This window comes from Halomonas elongata (assembly GCF_029081005.1).
GTDB classification, from domain to species: Bacteria; Pseudomonadota; Gammaproteobacteria; order Pseudomonadales; family Halomonadaceae; genus Halomonas; species Halomonas elongata_B.
Window position 1 is genome coordinate 87,569 of the sequence record NZ_JAJQTQ010000012.1, and the last position, 25,413, is coordinate 112,981.

Sequence of the window (25,413 nt, forward strand, 5' to 3'; positions counted from 1 at the left end):
TATCCGTCAGGGTCTAGAGTGAAATCTGAACCAGACCCGATCGAACCAGGACACAGGAGCCCGCCATGGAAGCCCCCGATCATCCCTTCACCGAGCTGTTCGAGCAGCTCGGTCTCGCCTCCGACCCGGCCTCCATCAAGCGTTTCATCGAGCGCAACGGCCCCTTGCCCGACGACATGGCCCTGCCCGACGCGCCCTGCTGGAACGAGGGCCAGGCCGAGCTGTTGCGAGAGGCTCTCGAGACGGACGCCGACTGGGCCGAGGTGGTGGATCATCTGGATGCGTCGCTGCGCAAGTGAAACGCGGATGAAGGCCCGTGCGCGCCGCTTCGCTGGCAAGTGGTGATCTCGGCGTCCGAGCAGCGGGCATCGCCCTTCAGGTGGACGTGTGAAGGCGCGCGGCAACCCGATCGAGTATCTGCTGACTCACCCGGCTCACCAGCGGACTCGCCGCGCGGCGCACGGCCTTCTCGACCAGGCGATTCTTGATCTCGTATTCGAGGCTGAGCGAGACCTCGGTGCCCTCGGGCACGGGTGTCAGGTGGTAGCGGCCGCGATTGCTCACGCCATCCACCGATTCCCAGGCCAGTACTTCCGGGGCCACCGACTCGGTGATCACCACGTCGAAGGTCCAGTCCATGCCCACCGCCTTGACGTGCCACCGATAGCGGTCATCTCCCAGCGATTCGATGGCCTTGATCAGGTCCGAATAGTCGACGAAGTCCTCGACCCGCTCGAGCAGGGCGAAGACCCGCTCGGGAGGCGCGTCGAGTATGGCACTGTGTTCGATGGTGGACATGGCGTTTTCCCGTGTGCGAATGACGCAGGCGAGGCCTCGGCAAAGGGCCGGACCCCGTAACAGCTTCCCCGACATCCCCGGCCAGTGTCCAGTCCAGGGGGAGCCGGGGGATGGTGGCACATTACGGGGCATGCCTTGCCGTCATGTCAGGAAGGCAGGTCCCGCATCAACAGCGCATAGGCGATGCGCTCTTCGGGAATCGCCTCGCCCGGTACCGGAATGCGCACCACATGGCCCGACCCCGGCGCGGCACTCACCGACTCGCCGCGGCGGTTCTCGATGTGCTCCAGCGTAAAGCGCCGGTTGCCGCCGGGCAGCATGAGCTCCACGCCATCACCGACCTCGAAGCGATTCTTGACGTCGATCTCCAGTACGCCCCGAGCGGGATCGTAATCCCGTATCTCGCCGACGAACTGCTGGTGGACGCCGATCGAATGACCACGCTCGTAGTTCTGGTACTCGTCGTGGACGTGGCGACGATAGAAGCCTTCCGTATAGCCACGGTTGGCCAGGTTATCGAGCTCGTCCATCAGGCGCATGTCGAAGGGACGGCCGGCCACGGCATCGTCGATGGCCCGGCGATAGACCTGGGCGGTTCGCGCCACATAGTAGTGCGACTTGGTCCGCCCCTCGATCTTCAACGAGGACACCCCCATCTCGGCCAGGCGCGGCACATGCTGTACCGCCCGCAGATCCTTGGAGTTCATGATGTAGGTGCCATGCTCGTCCTCGTGCACCGGCATCAGCTCGCCCGGACGGCTGCGGTCCTCGATCAGGGCCGACAGCTCGTCCTGCCCTTCCACGCCGCCGGCGGTGGCGGTGCTCTCGGCGCTGCCGCCGCCACTGGCAATCAGGCCGGGCCCCTGCTCCGGGGTCCAGATGCCGCTGGCATCATGGGCCCGAGCCGAGTTGGCCGGCACCAGGTCACCGGTCTCGTCCTCGGATGCCGCCACGGTGTTGTACTTCCAGCGGCAGGCGTTGGTGCAGGTCCCCTGGTTGGGATCACGGTGATTGAAATAGCCGGACAGCAGGCAGCGGCCGGAATAGGCGATGCACAGGGCGCCGTGCACGAAGGTCTCGATCTCGAGATCCGGGCATTCGGCGCGTATCTCGGCGATTTCCTCCAGCGACAGCTCGCGGGACAGGATGATCCGGCTGATGCCTTGCCGATGCCAGAACTTCGCCGCTGCATGGTTGACCACGTTGGACTGCACCGAAAGGTGGATCTCCTGCTCGGGCCAGCGCTCGCGGATCATCATGATCAGCCCGGGATCGGACATGATCAGGGCATCGGGACCGGCCTCGATCACCGGTTCCATGTCGCGCAGATAGGTCTTCAACTTGCTGTTGTGCGGCGCGATGTTCGAAGCCACATAGAACTGCTTGCCCCGCTCGTGGGCGTAGGCGATGCCCTTGTGCAGGTTATCGATCTTGAAGTCGTTGTTGCGCACGCGCAGCGAATAACGCGGTTGACCGGCGTAGACCGCATCCGCCCCATAGGCGAAGGCGTAGCGCATGTTCTTGAAGGTGCCGGCGGGCGACAGCAGTTCTGGGGCTTTCATGGAATCACCGTTGTCAGGACGATGGCGCGCAGAGCGCAGAATTTCGAAGGGCGAGGATTATATCAGCCTCGACGGCATAGGCCGAACCGGGAGGGGAAAGAGGTAAGGACCGTAGTCCGACGCTCGAAGCCTGAAGCTCGAAGCTCGAAGCTCGAAGCTCGAAGCTCGAGCGTTATTGCCGCTTATCTTGCCGGTCCAGTACACTGTGCGCCCCTGCCGGACCGGACCCCGGCCATCAAATTCTCCGACCCACAGGTAACGCATGTCCCGATCTTCCGCTTCTTCTGCCACCGTGGTGATCTACTCCGGCGGCATGGACTCCTTTACGGTATTGCACCGCGCCCTGCGCGAGGGACGCGACGTCCACGCCCTCTCCTTCGACTACGGCCAGCGCCATGCCCGCGAACTCGAGGTGGCCAGGCGCGTCTGCCGCAACCTGGCGATTCCCCACCAGGTGGTCGATATCCGTGCCATTCATGGCCTGATCGACAATTCGGCGCTCACCGATGTCGAGCGCGACATGCCCGACGGTGACTATGCCGCCGACAATCTCGCCGACACCGTGGTGCCCAATCGCAACATGATGCTGCTGTCGATGGCCATCGCCAAGGCCGTGAACATCGGTGCCGGGCGCGTCGACTACGGCGCCCATGGCGGCGATCACGTACTGTATCCGGACTGTCGCCCCGAGTTCGTGGAAGCCATGAATGCCGTCGCCGGTATCGCCAATTTCGAGCCGGTCGAGATCCATACTCCCTATCTGCACCACACCAAGGCCGACATCCTCGCCGACGGTCTCGCCATGGGCCTGGACTACGCCGACACCTGGACCTGCTACCTGGGCGAGTCGCTGGCCTGCGGCCGCTGCGGTAGCTGCCGAGAACGCCTGGCAGCCTTCGCCGCCAATGGCATCGATGACCCTCTGGGTTATTATTTACAGCGGCCCGATGCCGCCGCTAAACCATCACAGCGACCCGATGCCGCCGCTAAACCATCACAGCGACCCGATGCCGCCACTAAACCATCACAGCGACCCGATGCCGCCACTAAACCATCACAGCGACTCAAGGCCGACGCTGAAGCATCATCCGGGGAGCCGAGCGATGTATAGCGTCAAGGAAGCCTTCTACTCGCTGCAAGGCGAAGGCGGCCAGGCCGGTCGCGCCAGCGTCTTCTGCCGCTTCGCCGGCTGCAACCTGTGGTCCGGTCGCGAGGCCGACCGTGCCGCGGCGGCCTGCCGTTTCTGCGACACCGACTTCCGGGGCACCGATGGCCAGAACGGCGGCCGCTTCGCCGATGCCGAAACGCTTGCCGGGCACCTCGATGACCTGTGGCAAGGCGCGTCGGACGGTTCACGCCCCCAGGTCATCTTCACCGGAGGCGAACCCCTGCTGCAGCTCGACGATGCCCTGATCGCGGCGATGCACGAGCGCGGCTTCGACGTCGCCGTGGAGACCAACGGCACCCTGGCGGCGCCGGCAGGCATCGACTGGCTGTGCGTCAGCCCCAAGGGCGATACACCGCTGATCCAGACCCGCGGCGACGAGCTCAAGCTGGTACATCCGCAGCCCGAGGCCCCCCCGGAACGTTTCACCGGCCTCGACTTCCGCCACTTCTTCCTGCAGCCCATGGACACCTCGCCGCTCGACGAGACGCACGATACCATGGCCGCCACCGTAGCCTACTGTCTGGCCAATCCACGCTGGCGCCTGTCGCTGCAGACTCACAAGATCGCGGGGATCGACTGATGACGCTCTTCGTCAACCGACTGACGCACCTGGATGCGTCGCTATGGTGCCCGGAACGCGGCCTGATCGGCGCGAGCTGGCGTGTCGATGCCGAACTCGACGGCGAAATCGGCGACGACGGCATGCTATTCGACTTCGGTGAGGTCAAGCCCTGGATCAAGTCGCGTCTCGACCGCGGCGTCGACCACACCCTGCTGGTGCCTACCGAGGCACCGGGGGTGACCGTCCACGAGTGCTACGAAGGGCTGCGCATTCGCACCGAAACCCCCTATACCCTGGAGGTGCGCGGTCCACGCCAGGCGTTCAGCCTGCTGCCCTGGCCGGCGATTACCCCACAGCGGTTGGCCGAACATCTCGATCAGGGACTGATGCGTCAGCCGCCCGAGCGGGTCGAGGCCATTCGCCTCACCCTCGACGACGAACCCATCGAGGGCGCCGGCTACTGCTACAGCCACGGCCTGAAGCGACACGCCGGCAACTGCCAGCGCATCGCCCACGGCCATCGCTCGCGCCTGCATGTCTGGCAGAACGGACAACGCTGCCCCGCACTGGAGGCCGACTGGGCATCGCGCCTCGATGATCGCTATCTGGTGGACGAAGCCGATGTCGACGAGGGACTGGACGCCCCCTTTCTCGGCCGTCTGGTCACCAGCTACCGGGCCGCTCAAGGGCTCTTCACGATGAGCCTGCCGCGCGATCGCTGCGTGGTCATGCCCACCTCCACCACCGTGGAGCATATCGCCGCCTGGCTGGCCGGCGAGATCGCCCGGGAGACCGGTCGACCCACCCGTGTCCAGGCGTTCGAAGGCATCGACAAGGGGGCTATCGCGGAGGCGAGGCCATGAGGAACGAGGGGGAAGGATGTCGTCCGGGTTGCGGCGCCTGCTGCATCGCACCCTCGATCAGCTCCCCCATCCCCGGCATGCCCGATGGCAAGCCGGCGGGGGTGCGCTGCGCACAACTCACCGAGGACAACCTCTGCCGACTTTTCGGCGACCCGAGACGCCCCGCCGTCTGTGAACGCTTCGACTATGACCGCGAACTATGCGGCGATCACCGCGAACAGGCCCTGACCTTGATCGCCTCCCTGGAGGCCAGCACCTGAAGGTCGGTGTCTCAGGCATCGACCGTATGCGTCAGCCGCCTATCCAACAACGTCCGCCATCGCACCAGCACCGGGGCATCGCTGTGACTGACCTCGCCGAGCAGTCGCCGGAAGTCGTCCCGCGCGCCCGCGTCCTCGGGGTCGACCACCGTCAACCAGAGCTCGAGGGCACACAACTCCTGGTGCAGATTGCCATCGTCACGGGACTGGGTGAGCGCCAGTTCGGCCAGTGTGCGGACTTCCTCGGCAGGATGGCCGAGTCGTTGACGCACCCGTGCCAGTTGAACCGCCAACTCCGGCACGAACAGGGTCGTACGTTCCCTGGCGATCATCAGCGTCTGATCGAGGTAATCCTCGGCCCGGGCCAGTTCGTTCATCGACACACAGGCATCCACGTACCATAGCGCGGGACGCTGATGGGGATCGCGTCCCGTGACCTCCGCCAGCTCTTCGAGGGCCCCTTCGATGATCGTCAACCCTTCGCGATCACCGGCCAATGCTCGCTGCCACCCCAGCACGCTGCGCGAGGACACCTGCCAGAGATGCAAGTCCGAGGAACCAGTGATCTCATAGGCACGTTCGGCGCGACTGGTCGCCAGATGCACATGGCCGACCTGGCGATACAAGGCCGCGGCATACATCAGGGCCATGGCGAGGCTTCCCGGATGGTTGAACTGCTCGGCCAGCCGAATGGCCGACTCCACCTGCCGTTCGGCGCGCCGATAATCGCCCCGCAGGCACAGCGCCCAGCCCTGGAAGCAGGCCGCGGCCACCTGGGGATGATCGGAGAACGGCAACCACTCGATCATCATGGGGGAATTGAGGGGATCGATCTCCTCGAGGTGCTCGTAGGCCTGCTGAATGCGGCCGGCCCAGTATTCGCAGCTCGCCCGGGCGAAATCGGCCAGGCGGCGATAGCGTGGATCCTCCAGCCGGTCCGCCAGATCGGCCAGCCGCGAGGCAAGCATGAAGGCATCGGCATGGGCGTTGCGCTGGCTGCATCCCACCCAGAGCCCCCACTTGACCAGGAAGGCCTGCTCCAGGTCTTCGCTGTCCTCGGGCGGATCGTCGGCACAGGTCAAGAGCTCCCGGGCACGGACGAAGCTGTCGTGGGCGGTGGGCGAGCCATGGCCCTCCAGGGCGAAGGCCGCCTGACCGCGAACAGTAAGCAGGCTGACCTCTCTCTCCACCTGCCCTTCCACGTGACGCAGGCTGGCCAGACCGAAGTCGGCCATCTTCAACGCCGTACGGTTGGCACTGACCTTGAGCGCTTCCCGGGCCGCCAGTTCGAAGTAGCGAGCACCGCGGGCATAGTGACCGCTGCGGCGCAGATGCGTGGCGAAATCCCCGGGATGGCGGCTTATCCAGACCGGGAAATGCTCCTCGATCAAGCTCACCACCTGGCAATGCAGGTTGACCCGGATGTCCCGGGGGCACGACAGGTAGGCCGCTTCCTGCAGCAATTGATGGGTGAACTGGTACTCACGGCCCTCGGTTTCCCCCTCGGCGGGCTCGATGATCTCCAACCGGGTCATCTGTTCCAGCGCCGACATCAAGCGCGGCATTTCCCAGCCGCTGCACTCGGCCAGGAAGTCGAGGCGAAAGCGCCGCCCCAGCACGGCCGCCACATGCGCCACTTCCCGATCGGTATCCAGTTGGTCGATACGACTGGCGAGCAGACCGAGCAGCCCCCGGGGCAATTCGTCGAGCTGGATACTCCGCCCTTCACGACGATCCATGTCGACCCGACGACAGATCTCCTGGAGGTAGAGCGGAACGCCGTCGCAGCGCTCGATGATCTGCCCCCGCAAGCGGGGACTGAGGTGCAGTCGATAGCGGCGTGCCAACTGCGACAGCAGACGCGAGGACTGCATCGCATCGAGACGCCCCAGGGTGATCTGCTGGTCCCAGTCGAGTCGCGCCGGCAGCGCCTCGCGACCGTGGTGGCTGGCCACCAGCAGGAAGGGGCAATTGATCGGCAGACGGGCCTGAAGCGCGGCCAGCACCTTGAAGGACGGCTCGTCGAGCCACTGAAGATCGTCGATCATCAGGACCAGGGTACGGGACGCGGTCATCTTGCCGATCAGGCGGTGCAACAGCGCCACCACCAGTTCCACGGCCTCGCCGCTCTGTGCCAGCGCCGCCAGCTCGCGCGGCTCGCACACCCCCAGGGCCTCCTTGAGCAGGAGCCGATGATCGTCACCGAGCTCTTCGGCCATCAGTCCGCCGAGATGGCCTTCGAATGCCTCGGCATCGATATCACCATCCAGGTGCCAGCGCAACAACTGGCGGGCCACCCCATAGGGCTCCTGTACCGACAAGCGAGTGGTGGGCTGCCAGCAGATCGCCGCTTCGCGACTCTGCTCGAGCTGTCGGAAGCCGACCAGCAGGGCCGACTTGCCGAGCCCGGACGGGCCACGCACCAGTACGCTCTGGCGCAACCCGATACCCGCCCTGGCCAGGGCATCACGCAGGGTACGCAATGCGGCTTCCCGTCCGACCAGACTGGGCGGCAGGGCCTCGCGCCCCCCTTCGTTGGTGCCCAGCACGAGCGCCCGCAACCGCACCCGGCCATCGCTGGCCACCAGGCGCGACGACAGGCGCGGTTGCAGATCGAGCGCCGGCGGCATGTGCTGGCTGGCCTCCTGGGAAATGACCAGCTCGCTGCCCTTGGCGGCGTCCATCAAGGCCAGCGATCCCTGAGTGACCTGCCCCAGCGGGTCCACCAGATGACGCTCGGGCAGATAGACGACCCGCCCACTGTTCAACCCGGCGGAGAATTCGAAGCGGGGAGGCTCGCCCTCACCGTTCCAGTGGCGCCGACACTCCTCGGGGAGCACGCGACGGCAGTGCTCGTAGAGAGCCACCAGCTCGGCCAGTTGATGCGCCGGCCCATGGGTGCCGAAACACGCCAGCCCCAGCCCTCCGGTGGCTCCGGGCAGCCAGAACCCACCGAGGTGGTGGCACTGCTGCTCGAGCCAGCGCATCAGCTCGATCTGCAACGCCAGACAGGCACGCGCTTCGGCCCGAGAGGACAGTTCCACCTCGAGTCGTAGCCGAATGGCCATCACCGATAGCTGACGCTGCTCGATCTCGTCCTCGCGAAGCGGCAGGCTGTCAGCGGCCAGGGTACGAGAAAAGGCACCACTCGGGCCGCCGCTCGGATCCGGCGTCCCGTCGGACCAGTAGCGCGCCAGTTGCAGGAAGGCGGGATCGGGCTGCTGGCCGGTCAGCGCCAGCAGCTGCAGATAGGCATTGTACTGCTCGTGGGCGGCGGCCAGCTGTCCATGCTCGGCCAGTTGACGCACGAGCCGCTCATGAAAGGGACCATAGCCGGAGAAACGACTGACCAGGGACTGCAGCACTTCATCGGGCAAGGGATCATGCTGCTCCAGCACGGCTTCGGCGAAGCGGATCACCCGCTGGCGCCACTCGTTGCGCACCTGCACCAGCCAACGCTGGAATTCGGAACAACTGGCCAGTTGCAGTTCCTCGACCAGATCGCCCTGGTAGTATGCCAACGCCTCTTCCAGGGTATCGACACTGGCCGGCCCGTCGAGCAGGGCCTGCAATTCATGAAGATCGAAGCACCAGCTGTCCGGCAGTCGAAAGGCAATGGTCTGACGCGAAACGATCAGGACGCGCTCGGCATCTTCGCCCAGCGACTGGCGCAGACAGTGCAGGGCATGACGCAGGTTGGTACGTCCCGACGACAATCCTTGATCCGGCCAGAGCAGCTCGGCCAGGGTCGCCCTGTTCACGGGCTGGTCGTGCAGCAACAGGTAAACCAGCAGCGCCTTGACCTTGTCATAGCTGAAGTGGGTCAAGGCATCATCGCCCAGGGTCAGCGAGAAATGACCGAATAGGGCCAGGCGATCCTGCTCGTCATGAGTAACGACGTCGGAAGCATCCCGCATGTTGGGTCTGTCCTGCTAGGTGGCGGTAACGGCGTCAGGCCGGCACACCGCTGTGAAAACGAAAAGCCGTATCCGGCATGGTGATCAGTTCGGCCTCGCGCTCGACGAAAAAGGCAATACGCGCGTCGAGCGACTCCGGGGCGAGCCGCCGTGCCAGCATCAGGTAATCCTCATAGTGGCGCCCTTCCGACTTAACCAGACCGCGATAGAACTTGGCAAGCTCCTCGTCCAGGAAAGGGATCAATCGGGCGAATCGCTCGCAGCTGCGTGCCTCGATGATGGCCCCCACGATCAGCACATCGATCAGTCTCTGCGGCTCGCCGCCGCGCACGTGGCGACGCAATCCCTCGGCGTAGCGGGCGGCGCCGATGGGCCGATAGACGATGCCCCGCCCTTCCATCAGCTTGACCACCTGTTCGAAGTGCAGGAGCTCTTCCCGTGCCAGCCGGGCCATCTTGGTCAGCAGCTCGGCATCATCGACATAGCGGTACAACAGGCTCATCGCCGTGGAGGCCGCCTTCTTCTCGCACTGGGCATGATCGATGAGCAGCGTCTCGGGGTTGTCGAGCGCCCAGTCGACCCAACTGGCAGGCGTGGGACAGGCAAGAAAGTCCAGAATGGCGTCGGGCAGTCGGGGATCGTGTGTGACGGTGGCAGACATGAGGATTCCGATGGTGACTATGGGCCGATGATGGCTATTGAAGAGAGGTCGCATCGACGGACCGCCGCCGCGCCTCGGCGGCGGTCATCAATTCGCTGGCGATCCGTTCATGCAGTGCCGCCGCATCGCGCGGTTCATTTTCATTGGGCAGCAGGCCGTAACGCGACAGGTCGCGGATGCGCCCGCGTCCAACCCGCAGCAGCTCCACCGCCCGGGATAGCGCCGGCTGATCCTCGCGAAAGCGGATACCATGGCGTTCCAGTTGCGCCTGCAACGCCTCGGCATCCACTACACTGAGATGACGCCCGGCCACACTCGCCCGCAGCGCATCCAGTTCGTCCATCCGACGCCGACGTTCGGCGGCATCGAAACCGGGCCAATCGCGGATCTCGTCGTCGATGCGCTGACAACCCCGACAGACCCGGTCTCCCACGGTCGTCGAGCACAACCCCACGCAGGGGGATACCACGCGTCCCGCCATCGAACGCTCCCTCTCGGTCGATTCGGCGACATGGTAACGCGACACCGCCGTCCTGGCACCCCGATGATCCGAAGAACCAAGCCGACCGGCACGGAACCGGAGACCAAAGTTCAAACCCCGTCATTACGGGGCTTCTTAACATTGTCGACAGTTTCTTTTAGAATTGCGCCACCGATGACAGCGTTGTTTCACGTGCCGACGTCCCCCCGTCCCTGCCATGCGCCGACTGGGTCGAGACCTCGGTCACCACAACCAATGAGGGCCACCACGTGCTTGAAGCCTATCGCCAACATGTCGAGGAGCGAGCCCAGGACGGCGTGCCGCCGAAGCCGCTGAACGCCGAGCAGACAGCTGCCCTGGTCGAATTGCTGAAGACACCGCCGGCCGGCGAAGAGGAATTCATCCTCGACCTGCTGACCAATCGCATTCCTCCCGGCGTCGACGAGGCCGCCTACGTCAAGGCCGCCTTCCTGACCGCCATCGCCAAGGGCGAGGCCGAATCACCGCTGGTCGACAAGACCCATGCCGTCAAGCTGCTGGGGACCATGCAAGGCGGCTACAACATCGTCTCGCTGGTCGAACTGCTCGATGACGAGACCCTGGCCGCCGAAGTCGGCGAGCAGCTCAAGCACACCCTGCTGATGTTCGACGCCTTCCATGATGTGGAAGAACGCGCCAAGGCCGGCAACGAGGTGGCCAAGGACATCATCCGCTCCTGGGCCGAGGCCGAATGGTTCCTCTCCAAGCCGGCCCTGGAAGACAAGATCACCCTGACCGTCTTCAAGGTGCCCGGCGAGACCAACACCGACGACCTCTCACCGGCACCGGACGCCTGGTCACGCCCCGATATTCCGCTGCACGCCAATGCCATGCTCAAGAACGAGCGTGATGGCATCGAGCCGGTGGCGCCCGGCACCACCGGGCCGCTCAAGCAGATCGAGGACGTCCGTGCCAAGGGCCATCCGGTCGCCTACGTGGGCGATGTGGTCGGTACCGGCTCCTCGCGCAAGTCCGCCACCAACTCCGTGCTGTGGTTCTTCGGCGACGACATTCCCAATGTGCCGAACAAGCGTGCCGGCGGCTTCTGCTTCGGCGGCAAGATTGCCCCGATCTTCTTCAACACCATGGAAGACTCCGGCGCCCTGCCCGTCGAGATGGATGTCGAGAAGCTCGAGATGGGCGACGTCATCGACGTCTACCCCTATGAAGGCAAGGTCTGCCGTCACGACACCGACGACGTCCTGACCACCTTCGAACTCAAGACCCAGTTGCTGCTCGACGAAGTGCGCGCCGGCGGCCGTATCCCGCTGATCATCGGTCGCGGCCTGACCGCCAAGGCCCGCGAATCCCTCGGGCTCGAGCCTTCCGATGTCTTCCGTCTACCGGAGCAACCGGCTGCCAGCAACAGCGGCTACACCCTGGCCCAGAAGATGGTCGGCAAGGCCTGCGGCATGGAAGGCGTGCGTCCGGGCATGTACTGCGAGCCGAAGATGACCACCGTGGGCTCCCAGGACACCACCGGGCCGATGACGCGCGACGAGCTCAAGGACCTGGCCTGCCTGGGCTTCCAGGCCGACCTGGTGATGCAGTCGTTCTGCCACACCAGCGCCTATCCCAAGCCGGTCGACGTGGAGACCCACCACACCCTGCCCGACTTCATCATGAACCGCGGCGGCGTCTCGCTGCGCCCGGGTGACGGCATCATCCACTCCTGGCTGAACCGCATGCTGCTGCCCGACACCGTGGGCACCGGCGGCGATTCCCACACCCGCTTCCCGATGGGCATCTCCTTCCCGGCCGGTTCCGGTCTGGTCGCCTTCGCCGCCGCCACGGGCGTGATGCCGCTGGACATGCCGGAATCGGTGCTGGTTCGCTTCAAGGGCAAGCGCCAGCAAGGCGTCACTCTTCGCGACCTGGTCCACGCCATCCCCTACTACGCCATCCAGAAGGGGCTGCTAACCGTCGAGAAGTCCGGCAAGAAGAATGCCTTCTCCGGTCGTATCCTGGAGATCGAGGGCCTCGAGGACCTCACCGTCGAGCAGGCCTTCGAGCTCTCGGACGCCTCCGCCGAGCGTAGTGCCGCCGGTTGCACCATCACGCTCTCCGAAGACAGCGTCAGCGAATACCTGAAGTCCAACATCACCCTGCTCAAGTGGATGATCGCCAACGGCTACGGCGACAAGCGCACCATCGAGCGCCGCATCCTGGCCATGGAAGAGTGGCTGGAGAACCCGAGCCTGATGCGTGCCGACAAGGACGCCGAGTACGCCGAGGTCATCGAGATCGATCTCGACGAGCTCGACCAGCCGGTGCTGTGCGCGCCCAACGACCCCGACGACGCTCGCCTGCTTTCCGACGTGGCCGGCCAGTCCATCGACGAGGTCTTCATCGGCTCGTGCATGACCAACATCGGCCACTTCCGCGCCGCCGGCAAGCTGCTCGAGAAGCAGCCCGCCGGCAGCCTGAAGACCAAGCTGTGGCTGGCACCGCCGACCAAGATGGACCAGCACCAGCTCACCGAGGAAGGCTACTACGGCATCTACGGTCGTGCCGGTGCCCGCATGGAAATGCCCGGCTGCTCGCTGTGCATGGGCAACCAGGCCCGCGTCGCCGCCAAGAGCACCGTGGTCTCCACCTCCACGCGCAACTTCCCCAACCGCCTGGGCGACGGCGCCGACGTCTTCCTGGCCTCCGCCGAGCTGGCGGCGGTATCAGCGGTGGAAGGCCGACTGCCCAGCGTCGACGAGTACCGTCGCTACATGAGCGAATTCGACGCCATGGCAGGCGAGATCTATCGTTACATGAACTTCCATGAGATCGAGGAGTTCCAGAACGCCGCCTCGAACGTGATCCCGGTGGCTCAGGAAGCTTGATCGGATCACCTCTTTCGACTCCGATGCTCGCAACATCGAAGGCCCGCCGCCACGGCGGCGCGGCCGGAGCCGATGACCGAAGCGCCCCACGGGGCGCTTTTTTTACGCCTTGTCGAAAATGCCCGAACACGGACAGGACAATGCATATACCCACCAAGGGGGCATTTTCCTTGTCGCCGGCTATGGCATCATCGGGGCTTCACTCATCATGCGGAGGCCGTCCACCATGACGACCATCATCACTCCCGACATCTGCGACGACTACCCGGACGTCGAGGTTCTCGAGCCAATGCTGATCAACTTCGGGGGACTGGAGGCCTTCCACGGACCGGTGCGCACCGTCAAGTGCTTCGAGGACAATTCCCTGGTCAAGCAGGCCGTGGACGAGCCCGGTGACGGCGCCGTGCTGGTGGTCGACGCCGGCGGCTCGACGCGCTGCGCGATGCTCGGCGACATGCTGGCCGAGAAAGCGGCGGGCAATGGCTGGGTCGGCGTGATCATGTACGGTTGCGTGCGTGACGTCGACGAACTGGCCGAGACCGAACTGGGCATCCAGGCCCTGGCCGCCCATCCGCGCAAGAGCGAAAAGCGTGGCGAGGGGCAACGGGATATTCCGGTCACCTTCGGTGGCGTCACCATCTCGCCCGGCCAATGGCTCTACGCCGACAACAACGGTGTGCTGATCGCCGAACGTCAACTGCCGATCACCTGATCCCGGGGTATCGCCGTTGAATCTCACGAGGGGCATCGGGGACAAGCCGGCGGATCACCTCGATCGAGGCACCAACGATGATAGCTCCGCGGCTGATTCGCCTAGGTTGCCAGTCCAATGAACGGAGTGTCAGGCTGAAGGACATGACGTTTCTTCGATCTGCGCCATGCGATCCTTGATGCCGTTCAGCGGCGATGTGCTGCGCACGCTTCGCGACCACCTGCGCCCGCTCATTGCCTACCATCTCTTCTTCACCCTGCTCGCCTCCAGCCTGCTGCTGCCCGTGGCCGGCTGGACCCTGGCCTGGCTGCTCGGTCACCTCGGGCACCCATTGATCTCCAACGCCGGCCTGCTGGCGGCGCTGCTCACCCCCATGGGTCTCGGCTGGCTGTTGGCCACGATCGGCCTGACCTTCCTGGTGCTCTACCTGCAACAGGCCGGCATGACCCTGGTGGCGGTCCGCCCCCGGGACAACCACTACCGACTGGCCTTCGACACCCTGGTGACCTGTACCCGACGCCTGCCGGCCCTGGCCGGACTCGTCGTGCTGCAAGTCGGCGCCCACCTGTTGCTCGCCTTGCCGGCCATCCTGGCGCTGGCAGGCCTGCACGGGCACTTCCTCGGCGGCCTGGACCCCTACTATGTGCAGCAGGTCAGACCGCCCGCCCTGTGGTGGTTCCTGGCCTCTGGCATGCCCATCGTGCTGATCTGGCTGGTGATCGGTGCCACCCTCTACGCCCGCTGGCACCTGGCACTGCCGATCCTGGTGCTCGAGAACATCGCCCCCCATCGCGCCCTGGGTCGCAGCGCCCGACTAACCCACGGCCAGGGACGGCATATCGTCGGTGCCATTCTGCTGCTGTTGGTGATGATACTTGTATCACCCTTCGTCGCCACGGCACTCTTCGATGCCCTCTTTACCCCGCTGCTCGGCCAACTGCCGGAGCGCCAGGCCATCCTGTTGCCGGCCATGCTCGGCTATGTCGGCGCCTATGTGCTGATAACGCTGGCCATCACCTTTCTCGGCATCGCCCTCAACGCACTGCTGGCCACCTGCCTCTATCTGCGACTGGCCCATCGCGAACCACGCCCGGCGCCTCGCCCTGCCACCAGCCACCCGGGTCGCCTGGCCTGGGCGGTCGAGATCGGCGTGGTGGTCTTCGCCCTGAGCCAGGCCTGGCTGATCCTCAATCGCTTCGAGATACGCGAGGATGTCGAGATCATCGCCCATCGGGGCAGCTCGGCCCAGGCGCCGGAAAACACCATCGCGGCCATCGACCGGGCCTTGACCGACGGTGCCGACACGATCGAGATCGATGTACGGCTGACCAGAGACGGCAAGGTCGTATTGCATCATGATGCAAGCCTGTCGCGGCTGGCCGGCGACGATCGCCGCATCGATGAGCTGGACAGCAGCGCACTCGAGGCAATCGACGTGGGGAGTTGGTTCGGCGACCCCTTCGTGGGCGCCCGCATCGCCGGACTCGACGAAGCCCTGAAGCGAGTCCGCGGGCGCGCCCATCTGATGATCGAGCTCAAGCCCTCTGCCGGCCGGGGATCGGAACTGATCGGCGCCGTGGAACGGGTCCTGGAGGACGAGCGACAAGCGCGCCTGGCGTGTCGCCGCCAGGGAGTCCCGGCCCTCTGCGGCCCCGAGGATCCCTGGCAATCGATCAACATCGCCGCCTTGTCCTATGCCTTGCTGGACGAGGCCGAGCGCCGACTGCCCGAGGCTCGGACGACGCTGCTGGCACAATTGGTGATGCGCGGCACCCTGCCCCGTCGCGGCTTCGATGTCCTGGCCCTGCGCCACAATCGTATTTCCCTGGAGGAGGTGCGACGCGCACGCCACCATGGCTATCGCCTGCTGGCCTGGACCGTCAACGATCCGGCCCGCATGTCGCGCCTGATCGACCTGGGAGTGGACGGCATCATCACCGACCGGCCGGATCGCCTGGCCCAACTGCTCGAGGAACGGGAGAAACTGAGCGACGGCGCCTTGATGCTGGTCAAGTTGCGCAACTGGCTGCGCGATTGACGGTGGCAACCTATCCGTGACGGTGACGGCAGCGCCAGCTCGCCACCAGCCCCACGACCGCCACGCCGGCCAGCGCGATCGCGCCCCAGCCCAGGGCCTCGACGAGTCGATGATAGGCGGCAGGCGCCGTATGAGGACGCGCCCCCATGCCATACTCGGCCAGTCGGGTACCGCCATAGAGCAGCCCCGCCACCAGCGCCAGCGGCCACGCCGAGCCGAGCGGTGCCAGGGTCCGGGTCAGCCACCAGGGGCCGGTATGCGGCGTTGCCTGTCGGGAGGTCGATCGGCGAGTCGTGGTCGACGGCTTCTCGTCTTTCTTCGCGGCCCGGGGCTGGGCCTTGGCACGAGACTTGGTGGGGCGCTTCGCGCGAGCGGCATCGCGCCTCTCTCCCCACGGGCCGAAGAGCCGCCCGCCCAGCCAGCGCAATACCCGCCACAGGGGCCAGCCGATCAACACACAGAGTGACAGGGCCAGCCCCCCCATCACCAGAAAATACGTCATCGGGCGGATCCTTCATTACGATTGACGGGCAATGGTGCCAAAAAGCCGCGCCGATGTGGACGCCGAAATGCATGACACCCGGACCGGCCGGGTGTCATGAGAGGACAGAGGTGGGGAGGCGGATCAGTCCAGGGTCTCGCCCGCCAGCATGAACCAGGTCTCAAGCACCGCGTCGGGGTTCAGTGACACGGAGTCGATACCCTGCTCCATCAACCACTTGGCAAGGTCCGGATGATCCGATGGCCCCTGCCCGCAGATGCCCACGTACTTGCCCTGGGCCTTGCAGGCCTGGATGGCCATGGCCAGCAGCTTCTTCACCGCCGGATTACGTTCCTCGAAGAGGTGAGCCACGATCCCGGAATCCCGGTCGAGGCCCAGGGTCAACTGAGTAAGGTCGTTGGAGCCGATGGAGAAGCCATCGAAGTACTCGAGGAACTCGTCAGCCAGCAGCGCATTGGCCGGCAGCTCGCACATCATGATGACCTTGAGACCATCCCGGCCACGTTCGAGGCCATTGGCGGCCAGCAGGTCCACCACACCACGGGCCTCCTCGGTCGTCCGCACGAAGGGCACCATGATCTCGATGTTGTCGAGCCCCATCTCGTCGCGCACCCGCTTCAACGCCCGGCACTCCAGTTCGAAGCAGGACCGGAAGGAATCCGAGAGATAACGGGACGCCCCACGGAAACCGAGCATCGGGTTTTCCTCGCCGGGCTCGTAGAGCTTGCCGCCGATCAGGTTCTCGTACTCGTTGGACTTGAAGTCCGACAACCGCACGATGACCCGCTCGGGGTAGAAGGACGCCGCCAGGGTGGAAACCCCTTCGACGAGCTTGTCGACATAGAAGCTCACCGGATCATCGTAGCCGGCGGTTCGCAGGTCGATGGTCTGCTGCAGGTCGGTGGGCAGAGTGTCGTATTCGAGCAGCGCCTTGGGGTGCACCCCGATCATGCGATTGATGATGAACTCCAGGCGTGCCAGGCCGACACCGGCATTGGGCAGTCCGGCGAAGCTGAAGGCACGGTCGGGATTGCCCACGTTCATCATGATCTTGAACGGAATTTCGGGCATGGCGTCGACGCTGGTCACGTTGCGATCGAACTCCAGCAGGCCATCATAGACGTGCCCCGTATCGCCCTCGGCGCAGGAGACGGTAACCTCCCGTCCGTCGGCCAGCGCCTCGGTAGCATCGCCGCAACCGACCACGGCAGGAATGCCCAGCTCACGGGCGATGATCGCCGCGTGACAGGTCCGCCCCCCGCGATTGGTGACGATGGCCGAGGCCCGCTTCATGATCGGCTCCCAGTCAGGATCGGTCATGTCGGTTACCAGAACGTCACCGGCGAGCACCTTGTCCATGTCGTCCGGCGTGGCGACGACCTTGACCGCGCCACGCCCGATACGCTGGCCGATGGCCCGTCCGGTCACCAGGGTGCGGCCCTTCTCCTTGAGCTGGAAGCGTTCGAGCTTGCCGCCTTCCTGCTGCGACACCACGGTCTCCGGACGCGCCTGGACGATATAGAGCGCCCCGTCGTCGCCGTCCAGTGCCCACTCGATGTCCATGGGTCGGCCGTAGTGGCGCTCGATGATCACCGCCTGGCGAGCCAGCGCCATGACCTCTTCGTCGCCGATGCAGAAACGTCCCCGGTCGGCCAGCGGCACATCGACGGTCTCCACCGACTTGCCGGCACTGGCGTCCCCGGTGTAGATCATCTTGATCAGCTTGGAGCCGAGGGTGCGGCGCAGCACGGCGGGCCGTCCGGCCGCCAGGGTCGGCTTGTGGACATAGAACTCGTCCGGATTGACGGCCCCCTGCACCACCGTCTCGCCGAGACCCCAGGATGCAGTGACGAAGACCGCATCGCGATAGCCGGATTCGGTGTCCAGGGTGAACATCACGCCAGAGGCACCGGTTTCGGAGCGCACCATTTTCTGGACACCGGCAGACAGCGCCACATTCTCGTGGGGGTAGCCGCGATGCACGCGATAGGAGATGGCCCGGTCGTTGAACAGCGAGGCGAACACCTCGTGAACCGCCCGCTTGATGTTGTCGAAACCTTCGATATTGAGGAAGGTTTCCTGCTGGCCGGCAAAGGAGGCATCCGGCAGGTCCTCGGCGGTCGCGGAACTCCGCACCGCGACCTTCAGGTTAGGGTGCCGGGCCTGCAGCTGTTCGTAGCTGTCGCGCAGCGCCTGCTCGAAGGCCGGAGGCAGCGGTGTGTCGATGACCCACTGACGGATCTCCGCCCCGGCCTCGGCCAACGCCGCGACGTCATCGACATCCAGGGTGGCCAGACGCTGGTTGATGCGCTCGTTGAGCCCTTCGTGGGAGAGGAATTCGCGGTAGGCGTGGGCCGTGGTAGCGAAGCCACCGGGCACGGTGACCCCGGCCCCGGCAAGATTGGAGATCATCTCGCCGAGCGAGGCGTTCTTGCCCCCCACCCGCTCGACATCGTCCATGCCCAACTGATCGAACCACAGAATGTAATCGTCCACGCAACCCCCTTGGATGTCGACGCCTGATAGCCCATGACACGCCGTCATGAATGGATGATCGCGACTCTACCAGCGGGTCGCCATATTCGCCATTGGTCTAACATCGAAGTCATTGGAGGTTTTTTACAACATTCGTCGAAATGGCCGGGATTATGTAGTGACGAGCTTCGAGCTTCGAGCTTCGAGCAGTGAAGTATGGCAACATTCTGCTCGCATCTCGCATCTCGTGGCTCGTTACCCGGAAGGACCGCTTGGGAAATACTGAATAAATCGCCGAGCATAGTGAAGCGCAAGGCGCACGGAGCACAGAAAGCGAGACATAACGAGGGGTTAGGCGAGCTTTCGAGCACCGCGCACAAATTCGCCGGGAGCGAATTTGAACCGTCTTTAGACGGGCCCTCTGGGTAGCCGCCAAGGATGGCGGCTATAGCGAAGCGATTTGCATGCGCAGGCATTTAAGCAGTGTTTCCCTTGTGCAATCCCTCTCGCCAACTGACAATGCCCGCAACCTCCACCATGCGTCGAGAGTTTCATGACACGTACCGCCTTCTTCATCTCCGACGGCACCGGCATCACCGCCGAGAGCCTCGGTCGCAGCCTGCTCGCGCAATTCGAGAACGTCGAGATCCGCATGATCACCAAGCCCTACATCGACAGCGTCGAGAAGGCCCACCAACTGGCCGCGATCATCGCGTCCACGGCGGTCAAGGACGGCGAACAACCGATCATCATCGACACCATCGTCGACAGTCAGATCCGCGACGTGATCCGTGACGCTCCCGGCTTCAAGGTCGACATCTTCTCCACCTTCCTGGAGCCTCTGGAACAGGAACTGGCGACCCATTCGTCCTACAGCGTGGGCCGCACCCACGCCATCGGCAGCGACGACATCTACATGGACCGCATCCATTCGGTCCACTTTGCGCTGGACAACGATGACGGCGCCCGCACTCATCAGTATGACCAGGCCGACATCATCCTGATCGGCGTCTCGCGCTGCGGCAAGACACCTTCTTCGCTCTACCTGGCCCTGCAGTTCGGCATCCGGGCCGCCAATTACCCGCTCACCGAGGACGACCTCGACGAATCCGGCAAGCTCAAGCTGCCCCGGGTACTCGAACCGCATCGTCACAAGCTGTTCGGCCTGACCATCGACCCGAGGCGCCTGGCGGCGATCCGTCACGAGCGTCGCCCCAACAGCCGCTACAGCTCCATGGACCAGTGCGTGCAGGAAGTGACCCAGGCCGAAGCGCTCTACCGTCGCATGCATGTCCCCTTCATCGACGCCACGCGCTTCTCGGTGGAGGAAATCTCGACCCGCATGATCGCCGAGACCGGCATCAATCGGCGCTTCTCGCCGCGCTAGTCGCGAGTCGCGAACCTCGAGCGGCGAGATACGAGCGGCTGGTAGCCGGATGGCATCTCGCATCTTGCATCTCGTAGCTCGTAGCTCGTAGCTCGCCATCCATGAACAATAAAAAATCGCATTCGCATCTATTGACGAGATTGGTTATCGTTTCACTATATTGATGTGATGAAACTTGCCTATCTCTACTCGCCACGAATCTCATCACACATTCAGGCGATCTCGAACAAGGATGCCGACATGCCGACCCTCTTCGCACCACGCCCGCTGCGCCGCGCCCTCGTGCTGGCGGCCTTCTTACCGGTAACCGCCATGGCCACCGAGGGCGACGTCTCTGCCGGGAACGTCGTCGCCCATTACGCCGATCTGGCTCATGCCAATTACCAGGATGCCCTGGGCGCCGCCCGTAGCCTCGACGAGCGCATCGACGCCCTGCTCGCCGACCCGAATGCCGAGACCCTGGCGGCAGCGCGTCAGGCCTGGCTCGAGGCCCGCATCCCCTACCAGCAGAGCGAGGTCTTTCGCTTCGGCAACGCCGTGGTCGACGACTGGGAAGGCCAGCTCAACGCCTGGCCCCTGGACGAGGGCATGATCGACTACGTCGCCGGCGACGACTATCAGTATGAACTCGGCAATGCCGGTGCCACCGCCAACATCATCGCCAACGAGCGCATCCAGGTCGGTGGCAAGACCATCGACGTCAGCGAGCTGACGCCGGCGCTGCTGGCCGACCTCAACGAGATCGGCGGCTCCGAGGCCAATGTCGCCACCGGCTATCACGCCATCGAATTCCTGTTATGGGGTCAGGACCTGCACGGCTTCGAGGCAGGCAACGGCGAGCGTCCCGCCAGCGACTTCATGGCCGGCGACGCCTGCACCCATGGCCACTGCGACCGCCGTGGCGCCTATCTCGATGCCGCTTCCGAGCTACTCATCGACGATCTCGAATGGATGGTGGCCCAGTGGGCGCCGGATCAGGACGACAACTATCGCCAGGCCCTGCTGGCCGAATCCCCCGAGGAAGGACTGCGCCGTATGCTGTTCGGCATGGGATCGCTGTCACTCGGCGAGCTGGCCGGCGAACGCATGAAGGTCGCCCTGGAGGCCAATTCCGTCGAAGACGAGCACGACTGCTTCAGCGACAACACTCATAACGCCCACTACTACAACGGCAAGGGCATTCAGAACGTCTATACCGGAACCTATCGGAGCCTGGACGGTTCGACGCTGGAAGGTCCCTCCCTTTCCGATCTGGTCGCCACCGAGAACAACGCGCTCGACGACACCCTGACGGAGCAGCTCGCCGGCAGCATGGAAGAGCTCGAGGCCCTCAAGCAGGCCGCCGAAGCCGTTCAGGACCCGATGGCCTTCGACATGATGATCGCCCCCGGGAACGAACGAGGTTCCGAACTGGTCAATAACGCCATTCTGGCGCTGGTGACCCAGACCGGCTCCATCGAAAAGGCAGCAGGCGCGCTCGGCGTGAGTTCACTGCAATCCGACGATGCCGGACACACCTTCTGAAAAGGCGTCGTGCACGAAGACCATCGGATCACTCTGCCAACCGCCGCCAGCCTCTCTGGCGGCGTCACTGATGTCACGGCAAGGAAAATGACACGCCTGCTCTGCTCCGCGCCCCCACTGCTCGCCTTCCTGGTCCTCTCCGGGCCCGGCCTGACCAACGCCGCGCAGGCCCCCATCCAGGACACTCCCTTGACCGGCGGTGACGGCACCGTGCAGCAGTTCGACCACAACGCCTACTCCCTGCCGCTCGACAACATGGCCATGACCGATCGGCTCGATTTCAGTGTCGGCAACAGCTTCTTCCGCAACCCCTGGGTGGAAGCTCCTGCCAGCACCAAGGCACGAGATGGCCTGGGTCCCCTGCTCAACACCAACAGTTGTCAGGGCTGCCATATCAAGGATGGACGGGGCCATCCGCCGAGTGGTGACAAACGCGCCGTCTCCCTCTTCCTGCGCCTCTCGCTTCCCCCGGATGGCGCCGATGACGCCACCTTGACCCGACTGGGCGTGCGACCCGTGCCCGGCTATGGCCGCCAGTTGCAGACCGCCGCCATTACCGGCGCCGAGCCCGAGGGCGAGATGCGACTGCACTACACCGAGCGGGATGTCCGCCTTGATGACGGCGAGATCGTCACTCTGCGAGAGCCGCATTACACCATCGACTCACCCGCTTATGGGCCGCTGCCGGACGACCTTCAAGTCTCGCCTCGCGTGGCCCCGCCGATGATCGGCCTGGGACTGCTCGAGGCACTGCCCGCCGAAGCCCTCGAGGCCGCCGCCGATCCCGAGGATGCCGATGGCGATGGTATCTCGGGGCGAGTCAACCGGGTCTGGGACGATCGTCGGGGCAGCACCGTCCTCGGACGCTTCGGCTGGAAGGCCGGCGAACCAAGCATCGAGCAGCAGAGTCTGCATGCCTTCGCCGGCGACATGGGGCTGACCTCGAATCTGGTCCCCGGCACCGACTGCATGCCGAGCCAGTCGTGCGACCGCTTTCCCGACGGCGGTACGCCCGAAGTCAGCGACAAGATCGCACGCTTCGTGACCTTCTACGCCGGCAGCCTGGCCGTTCCGGCACGCCGCGACATGGACGACCCCGCGGTGCACGCCGGCGCCGAAACCTTCAACGCGCTCGGCTGTGCCGCTTGCCACACGCCCCGCCACGAGACGCCGCCGGACGCCTCGCGCGCCGCCCTGGCCGACCAGACGATCTGGCCCTACAGCGACCTCTTGCTGCACGACATGGGCGACACCCTGGCCGATGGCCGCCCCGAGTTCGAGGCCAGTGGCAGCGAGTGGCGCACGCCCCCGCTATGGGGAATCGGCCTGGCCCGGGATGTGAACCCGCGTGCCGGCTTTCTTCACGACGGCCGCGCCCGCACCCTGGAAGAGGCCATCCTCTGGCATGGCGGCGAGGCCGACGCCAGCGCCGCCGCCTACCGCGCCCTGCCGGCCCGGCGCCGCGCCGATCTGATCCGCTTTCTCGAATCGCTGTGAGGAAACACGATGCTGAAACGACTGGGCCGACTCGGCCTTGCCGCCCTCACCCTGGCCACCACGCCCTTGCTGGCCGACGACGGCACGTCCCAGGCCAGAGAGCGCTGGCACCAGGCCATCGAGCAACGCTACGGCGTTCTCGCCGATGCCAGCGAGCGGCTGGAAGCCAGCGCCGACCGCTTCTGCAGGCAGCCGGACGCCTCGCACCGCCAACGCCTGACCCGAAACTGGCTGGATGCCTACCAGGCCTGGCAAGCCGTGCGCTTCGTCGACTTCGGGCCCATCGAACAGCAAAGCCGCGCCTGGCAGTTCCAGTTCTGGCCCGATCGCAAGAACCTGGTCGGTCGCAAGATGCAGGCCTGGCTCACGGCCGATCAACCGCCTTCGGCCGAACAGATCGCCGATGACAGCGTCGCCGCCCAGGGCTTTCCGGCCCTCGAATACCTGCTCTTCGATGAAAGCATGCAAGACGCCGAGGCCCTGGCAAGCCCCGTCGCCTGCGGCCTGTTGCGTGCCATCACCACCCACCTGGCGGATGGCACCAGCGCCCTGCAACGCGATTGGCAACGTTTCGGCGAGCATTATCGGGGCACCGCAAGCTATACCGGTGCCACGCTGCATGGCGCCTTGCTGGCCCTGGAAACCCTGGAGGCCAAGCGCCTGGGCGATCCCATGGGCCTGACCGGCGGCCCGGCCAACGGCTATCTGGCCGAGGCCTGGCGCAGTGGCCAATCGATTCGGCTGATCGAGGGCACCCTGCACGGACTGGAAGATACCTTCCTGCCCGGGCTGAAGGTACTGCTCGCCAGACGCGGCGAAGCGGCCCTCGCCGACGACTTCCGGGAAACGCTGGATCACGCACGGCGGCGTGCCGCCGAGATGTCGCCCGGCGTGGCGCCGGCCCTCGATGACGACACCGCCGCCTTCGGCGAACTCCAGGGACTCCATGTCCAGATCGGCCAGTTGCGCTACCGGCTCGAGGAGATCGGCGGCGTCCTGGGCCTGGTGCGAGGCTTCAACGCCAGCGATGGAGACTGACGCATGCACAGGCGCGACATTCTCAAGACAGGACTCGCCAGGCTCGGCGCCATCGGCCTGCCCGTCCTGGGCTGGGGGCTTCCGGGACGTCGCCAGGCCGACTGGTTGTTCAGTGCCGTGGACGATGCCGACGGCCATCACTACATCCAGGCCATTGCGCCCGAGGAAGAACACGCCTTTCGCATTCCGGTCTCGGAACGCTGCCATGGCGGTTGCCTGCGTCCCGGGAATTCCCAGGTGGTACTCTTCGCCCGGCGTCCGGGGCGTTCACTGCATGTCGTCGACGGCGAAGCTCAGGCCGAGATCGCCCGGATCGATGCCGGGAATGGCTATCACTTCTACGGCCATGGTGTCTTCGACCCGAGCGGACGCTATCTCCACGTCACCGCCAACCGCATCGAGGATGCCGCCGGCCTGGTGCGCGTCTACGACGCCGAGCAGGACTATGCCCATCGGCATGACCTGCCCCTGGACGGCATCGGCCCCCACGAACTGCGACTGATGCCGGATGGTCGAACCCTGGCCATCGGCCTCGGCGGCATCCGCACCCACCCCGATTACGGGCGCGCCAAGCTCAACCTCGACGACATGGCCCCGGCACTCGTGCTGATGGACCGCGAAAGCGGCGAGATCTCGGCCCGTCATGCACCCAGCCATCACCAGCTCAGTTGCCGGCATCTCGATGCGGGCGCCGACGGCACCGTGATCGTCGGCTACCAGTATCAGGGGCCGGAGTGGGAACGACGCCCCCTGGTCGCCCGTCTGTCACCGCAAGGCGACTTTTCCGAGATATCCCTGCCCGGCCCGCTCACCGACGAGCTTCGCCAGTACACCGCCAGCATCGCCATCGGACGGGACATGCCTCGCGCACTGATCACGGCGCCACGCGGCCATCGGGTCCTGCTGCTCGACACCCGGGACGGCCGACTGCTGGCCAGCCACCGCCTGCCCGATGCCGCCGGCGCCCGCTGCGACGGCCAGGGCGGCTTCATCATCTCCTCCGGCCGGGGCGGGCTCTACCGCGTCGACGGCGACGGCACCGCACCACAGCGACTCGGGTCATGGGATATCCACTGGGATAACCACCTGACCTGA

The 25,413-nt window shown here is 65.2% G+C and carries 19 protein-coding genes and 1 pseudogene; 13 read left to right on the forward strand and 7 right to left on the reverse strand.

The features are described 5' to 3' along the window. The first annotated feature begins 65 nt into the window (after window positions 1–65). A complete protein-coding gene (locus LU493_RS10790; protein ID WP_275287802.1) occupies window positions 66–299 on the forward strand; it encodes a DUF2789 domain-containing protein in 234 nt (77 codons plus the stop codon). Window positions 300–375: 76 nt separating this feature from the next. On the opposite strand, the gene LU493_RS10795 is transcribed toward LU493_RS10790, so the two are convergent. Together LU493_RS10795 and yegQ are read right to left on the reverse strand one after the other, a co-directional pair. Further along, complete coding sequence (locus tag LU493_RS10795) at window positions 376–798, reverse strand: SRPBCC family protein (RefSeq protein WP_275287803.1); 423 nt, start codon at window positions 796–798, stop codon at window positions 376–378. A gap of 146 nt (window positions 799–944) precedes the next feature. Next, on the reverse strand, window positions 945–2,360 hold the full coding sequence (yegQ, locus tag LU493_RS10800; protein WP_275287804.1) for a tRNA 5-hydroxyuridine modification protein YegQ: 1,416 nt from the start codon (window positions 2,358–2,360) through the stop codon (window positions 945–947). Window positions 2,361–2,622: 262 nt separating this feature from the next. Here yegQ and queC point away from each other — a divergent pair. The 4 genes and pseudogenes from queC to LU493_RS10820 all read left to right on the forward strand — a co-directional run. Beyond that, a pseudogene (queC, locus tag LU493_RS10805) lies at window positions 2,623–3,291 on the forward strand (7-cyano-7-deazaguanine synthase QueC); the annotation flags it as partial. Window positions 3,292–3,463: 172 nt separating this feature from the next. Next, window positions 3,464–4,108, forward strand: a complete 645-nt coding sequence (queE, locus tag LU493_RS10810; protein WP_275287805.1) for a 7-carboxy-7-deazaguanine synthase — start codon at window positions 3,464–3,466, stop codon at window positions 4,106–4,108. Beyond that, on the forward strand, window positions 4,108–4,953 hold the full coding sequence (locus tag LU493_RS10815; protein ID WP_275287806.1) for a 6-carboxytetrahydropterin synthase: 846 nt from the start codon (window positions 4,108–4,110) through the stop codon (window positions 4,951–4,953). Before queE ends, LU493_RS10815 begins: the two co-directional genes overlap by 1 nt. Beyond that, the gene (locus LU493_RS10820) at window positions 4,950–5,213 is read left to right on the forward strand and encodes a YkgJ family cysteine cluster protein (protein ID WP_275287807.1); all 264 of its coding nucleotides are present in this window, start codon (window positions 4,950–4,952) and stop codon (window positions 5,211–5,213) included. The genes LU493_RS10815 and LU493_RS10820 overlap by 4 nt, the downstream gene beginning before the upstream one ends. A gap of 11 nt (window positions 5,214–5,224) precedes the next feature. Here LU493_RS10820 and LU493_RS10825 read toward each other — a convergent pair whose 3' ends face one another. The 3 genes from LU493_RS10825 to LU493_RS10835 are packed head-to-tail and all read right to left on the reverse strand — an operon-like array spanning window position 5,225 to window position 10,272. Continuing rightward, window positions 5,225–9,130 (reverse strand): AAA family ATPase, encoded by a 3,906-nt coding sequence (locus LU493_RS10825; RefSeq protein ID WP_275287808.1) that lies wholly within the window; start codon window positions 9,128–9,130, stop codon window positions 5,225–5,227. Window positions 9,131–9,164: 34 nt separating this feature from the next. Further along, the gene (locus LU493_RS10830) at window positions 9,165–9,791 is read right to left on the reverse strand and encodes a tRNA-(ms[2]io[6]A)-hydroxylase (protein ID WP_275287809.1); all 627 of its coding nucleotides are present in this window, start codon (window positions 9,789–9,791) and stop codon (window positions 9,165–9,167) included. A 34-nt stretch (window positions 9,792–9,825) separates the two neighbouring features. Next, on the reverse strand, window positions 9,826–10,272 hold the full coding sequence (locus LU493_RS10835; protein ID WP_275287810.1) for a DUF1289 domain-containing protein: 447 nt from the start codon (window positions 10,270–10,272) through the stop codon (window positions 9,826–9,828). Window positions 10,273–10,541: 269 nt separating this feature from the next. Here LU493_RS10835 and acnB point away from each other — a divergent pair, with 269 nt between their 5' ends. The 3 genes from acnB to LU493_RS10850 all read left to right on the forward strand — a co-directional run bounded on the left by acnB (window position 10,542) and on the right by LU493_RS10850 (window position 15,895). Continuing rightward, window positions 10,542–13,145, forward strand: a complete 2,604-nt coding sequence (acnB, locus tag LU493_RS10840; protein WP_275287811.1) for a bifunctional aconitate hydratase 2/2-methylisocitrate dehydratase — start codon at window positions 10,542–10,544, stop codon at window positions 13,143–13,145. Between the two features lie 226 nt (window positions 13,146–13,371). Then, window positions 13,372–13,857: a ribonuclease E activity regulator RraA gene (gene rraA, locus LU493_RS10845; RefSeq protein ID WP_275287812.1), complete on the forward strand. Its 486-nt coding sequence runs from the start codon at window positions 13,372–13,374 to the stop codon at window positions 13,855–13,857. Between the two features lie 166 nt (window positions 13,858–14,023). After that, the gene (locus LU493_RS10850) at window positions 14,024–15,895 is read left to right on the forward strand and encodes a glycerophosphodiester phosphodiesterase family protein (RefSeq protein ID WP_275287813.1); all 1,872 of its coding nucleotides are present in this window, start codon (window positions 14,024–14,026) and stop codon (window positions 15,893–15,895) included. Window positions 15,896–15,905: 10 nt separating this feature from the next. Here LU493_RS10850 and LU493_RS10855 read toward each other — a convergent pair whose 3' ends face one another. Continuing rightward, window positions 15,906–16,397 (reverse strand): hypothetical protein, encoded by a 492-nt coding sequence (locus tag LU493_RS10855; RefSeq protein ID WP_275287814.1) that lies wholly within the window; start codon window positions 16,395–16,397, stop codon window positions 15,906–15,908. A gap of 123 nt (window positions 16,398–16,520) precedes the next feature. Further along, window positions 16,521–18,893, reverse strand: a complete 2,373-nt coding sequence (ppsA, locus tag LU493_RS10860) for a phosphoenolpyruvate synthase (protein WP_275287815.1) — start codon at window positions 18,891–18,893, stop codon at window positions 16,521–16,523. Between the two features lie 532 nt (window positions 18,894–19,425). Here ppsA and ppsR point away from each other — a divergent pair. From ppsR to LU493_RS10885, 5 genes are all read left to right on the forward strand, one after another. Further along, entirely contained in the window at window positions 19,426–20,259 is an 834-nt protein-coding gene (ppsR, locus tag LU493_RS10865) for a posphoenolpyruvate synthetase regulatory kinase/phosphorylase PpsR (protein ID WP_275287816.1), read from the forward strand. 240 nt (window positions 20,260–20,499) lie between these two features. Then, window positions 20,500–21,783: an imelysin family protein gene (locus LU493_RS10870; protein ID WP_275287817.1), complete on the forward strand. Its 1,284-nt coding sequence runs from the start codon at window positions 20,500–20,502 to the stop codon at window positions 21,781–21,783. Between the two features lie 87 nt (window positions 21,784–21,870). Then, window positions 21,871–23,280 carry a di-heme oxidoredictase family protein gene (locus LU493_RS10875; RefSeq protein ID WP_275287818.1) on the forward strand — a complete coding sequence of 470 codons (1,410 nt, stop codon included), beginning with the start codon at window positions 21,871–21,873 and terminating at the stop codon, window positions 23,278–23,280. A gap of 9 nt (window positions 23,281–23,289) precedes the next feature. Then, the gene (locus tag LU493_RS10880) at window positions 23,290–24,318 is read left to right on the forward strand and encodes an imelysin family protein (RefSeq protein WP_275287819.1); all 1,029 of its coding nucleotides are present in this window, start codon (window positions 23,290–23,292) and stop codon (window positions 24,316–24,318) included. 3 nt (window positions 24,319–24,321) lie between these two features. Further along, window positions 24,322–25,413, forward strand: coding sequence for a DUF1513 domain-containing protein (locus tag LU493_RS10885; protein WP_275287820.1), 1,092 nt, complete (start codon window positions 24,322–24,324; stop codon window positions 25,411–25,413).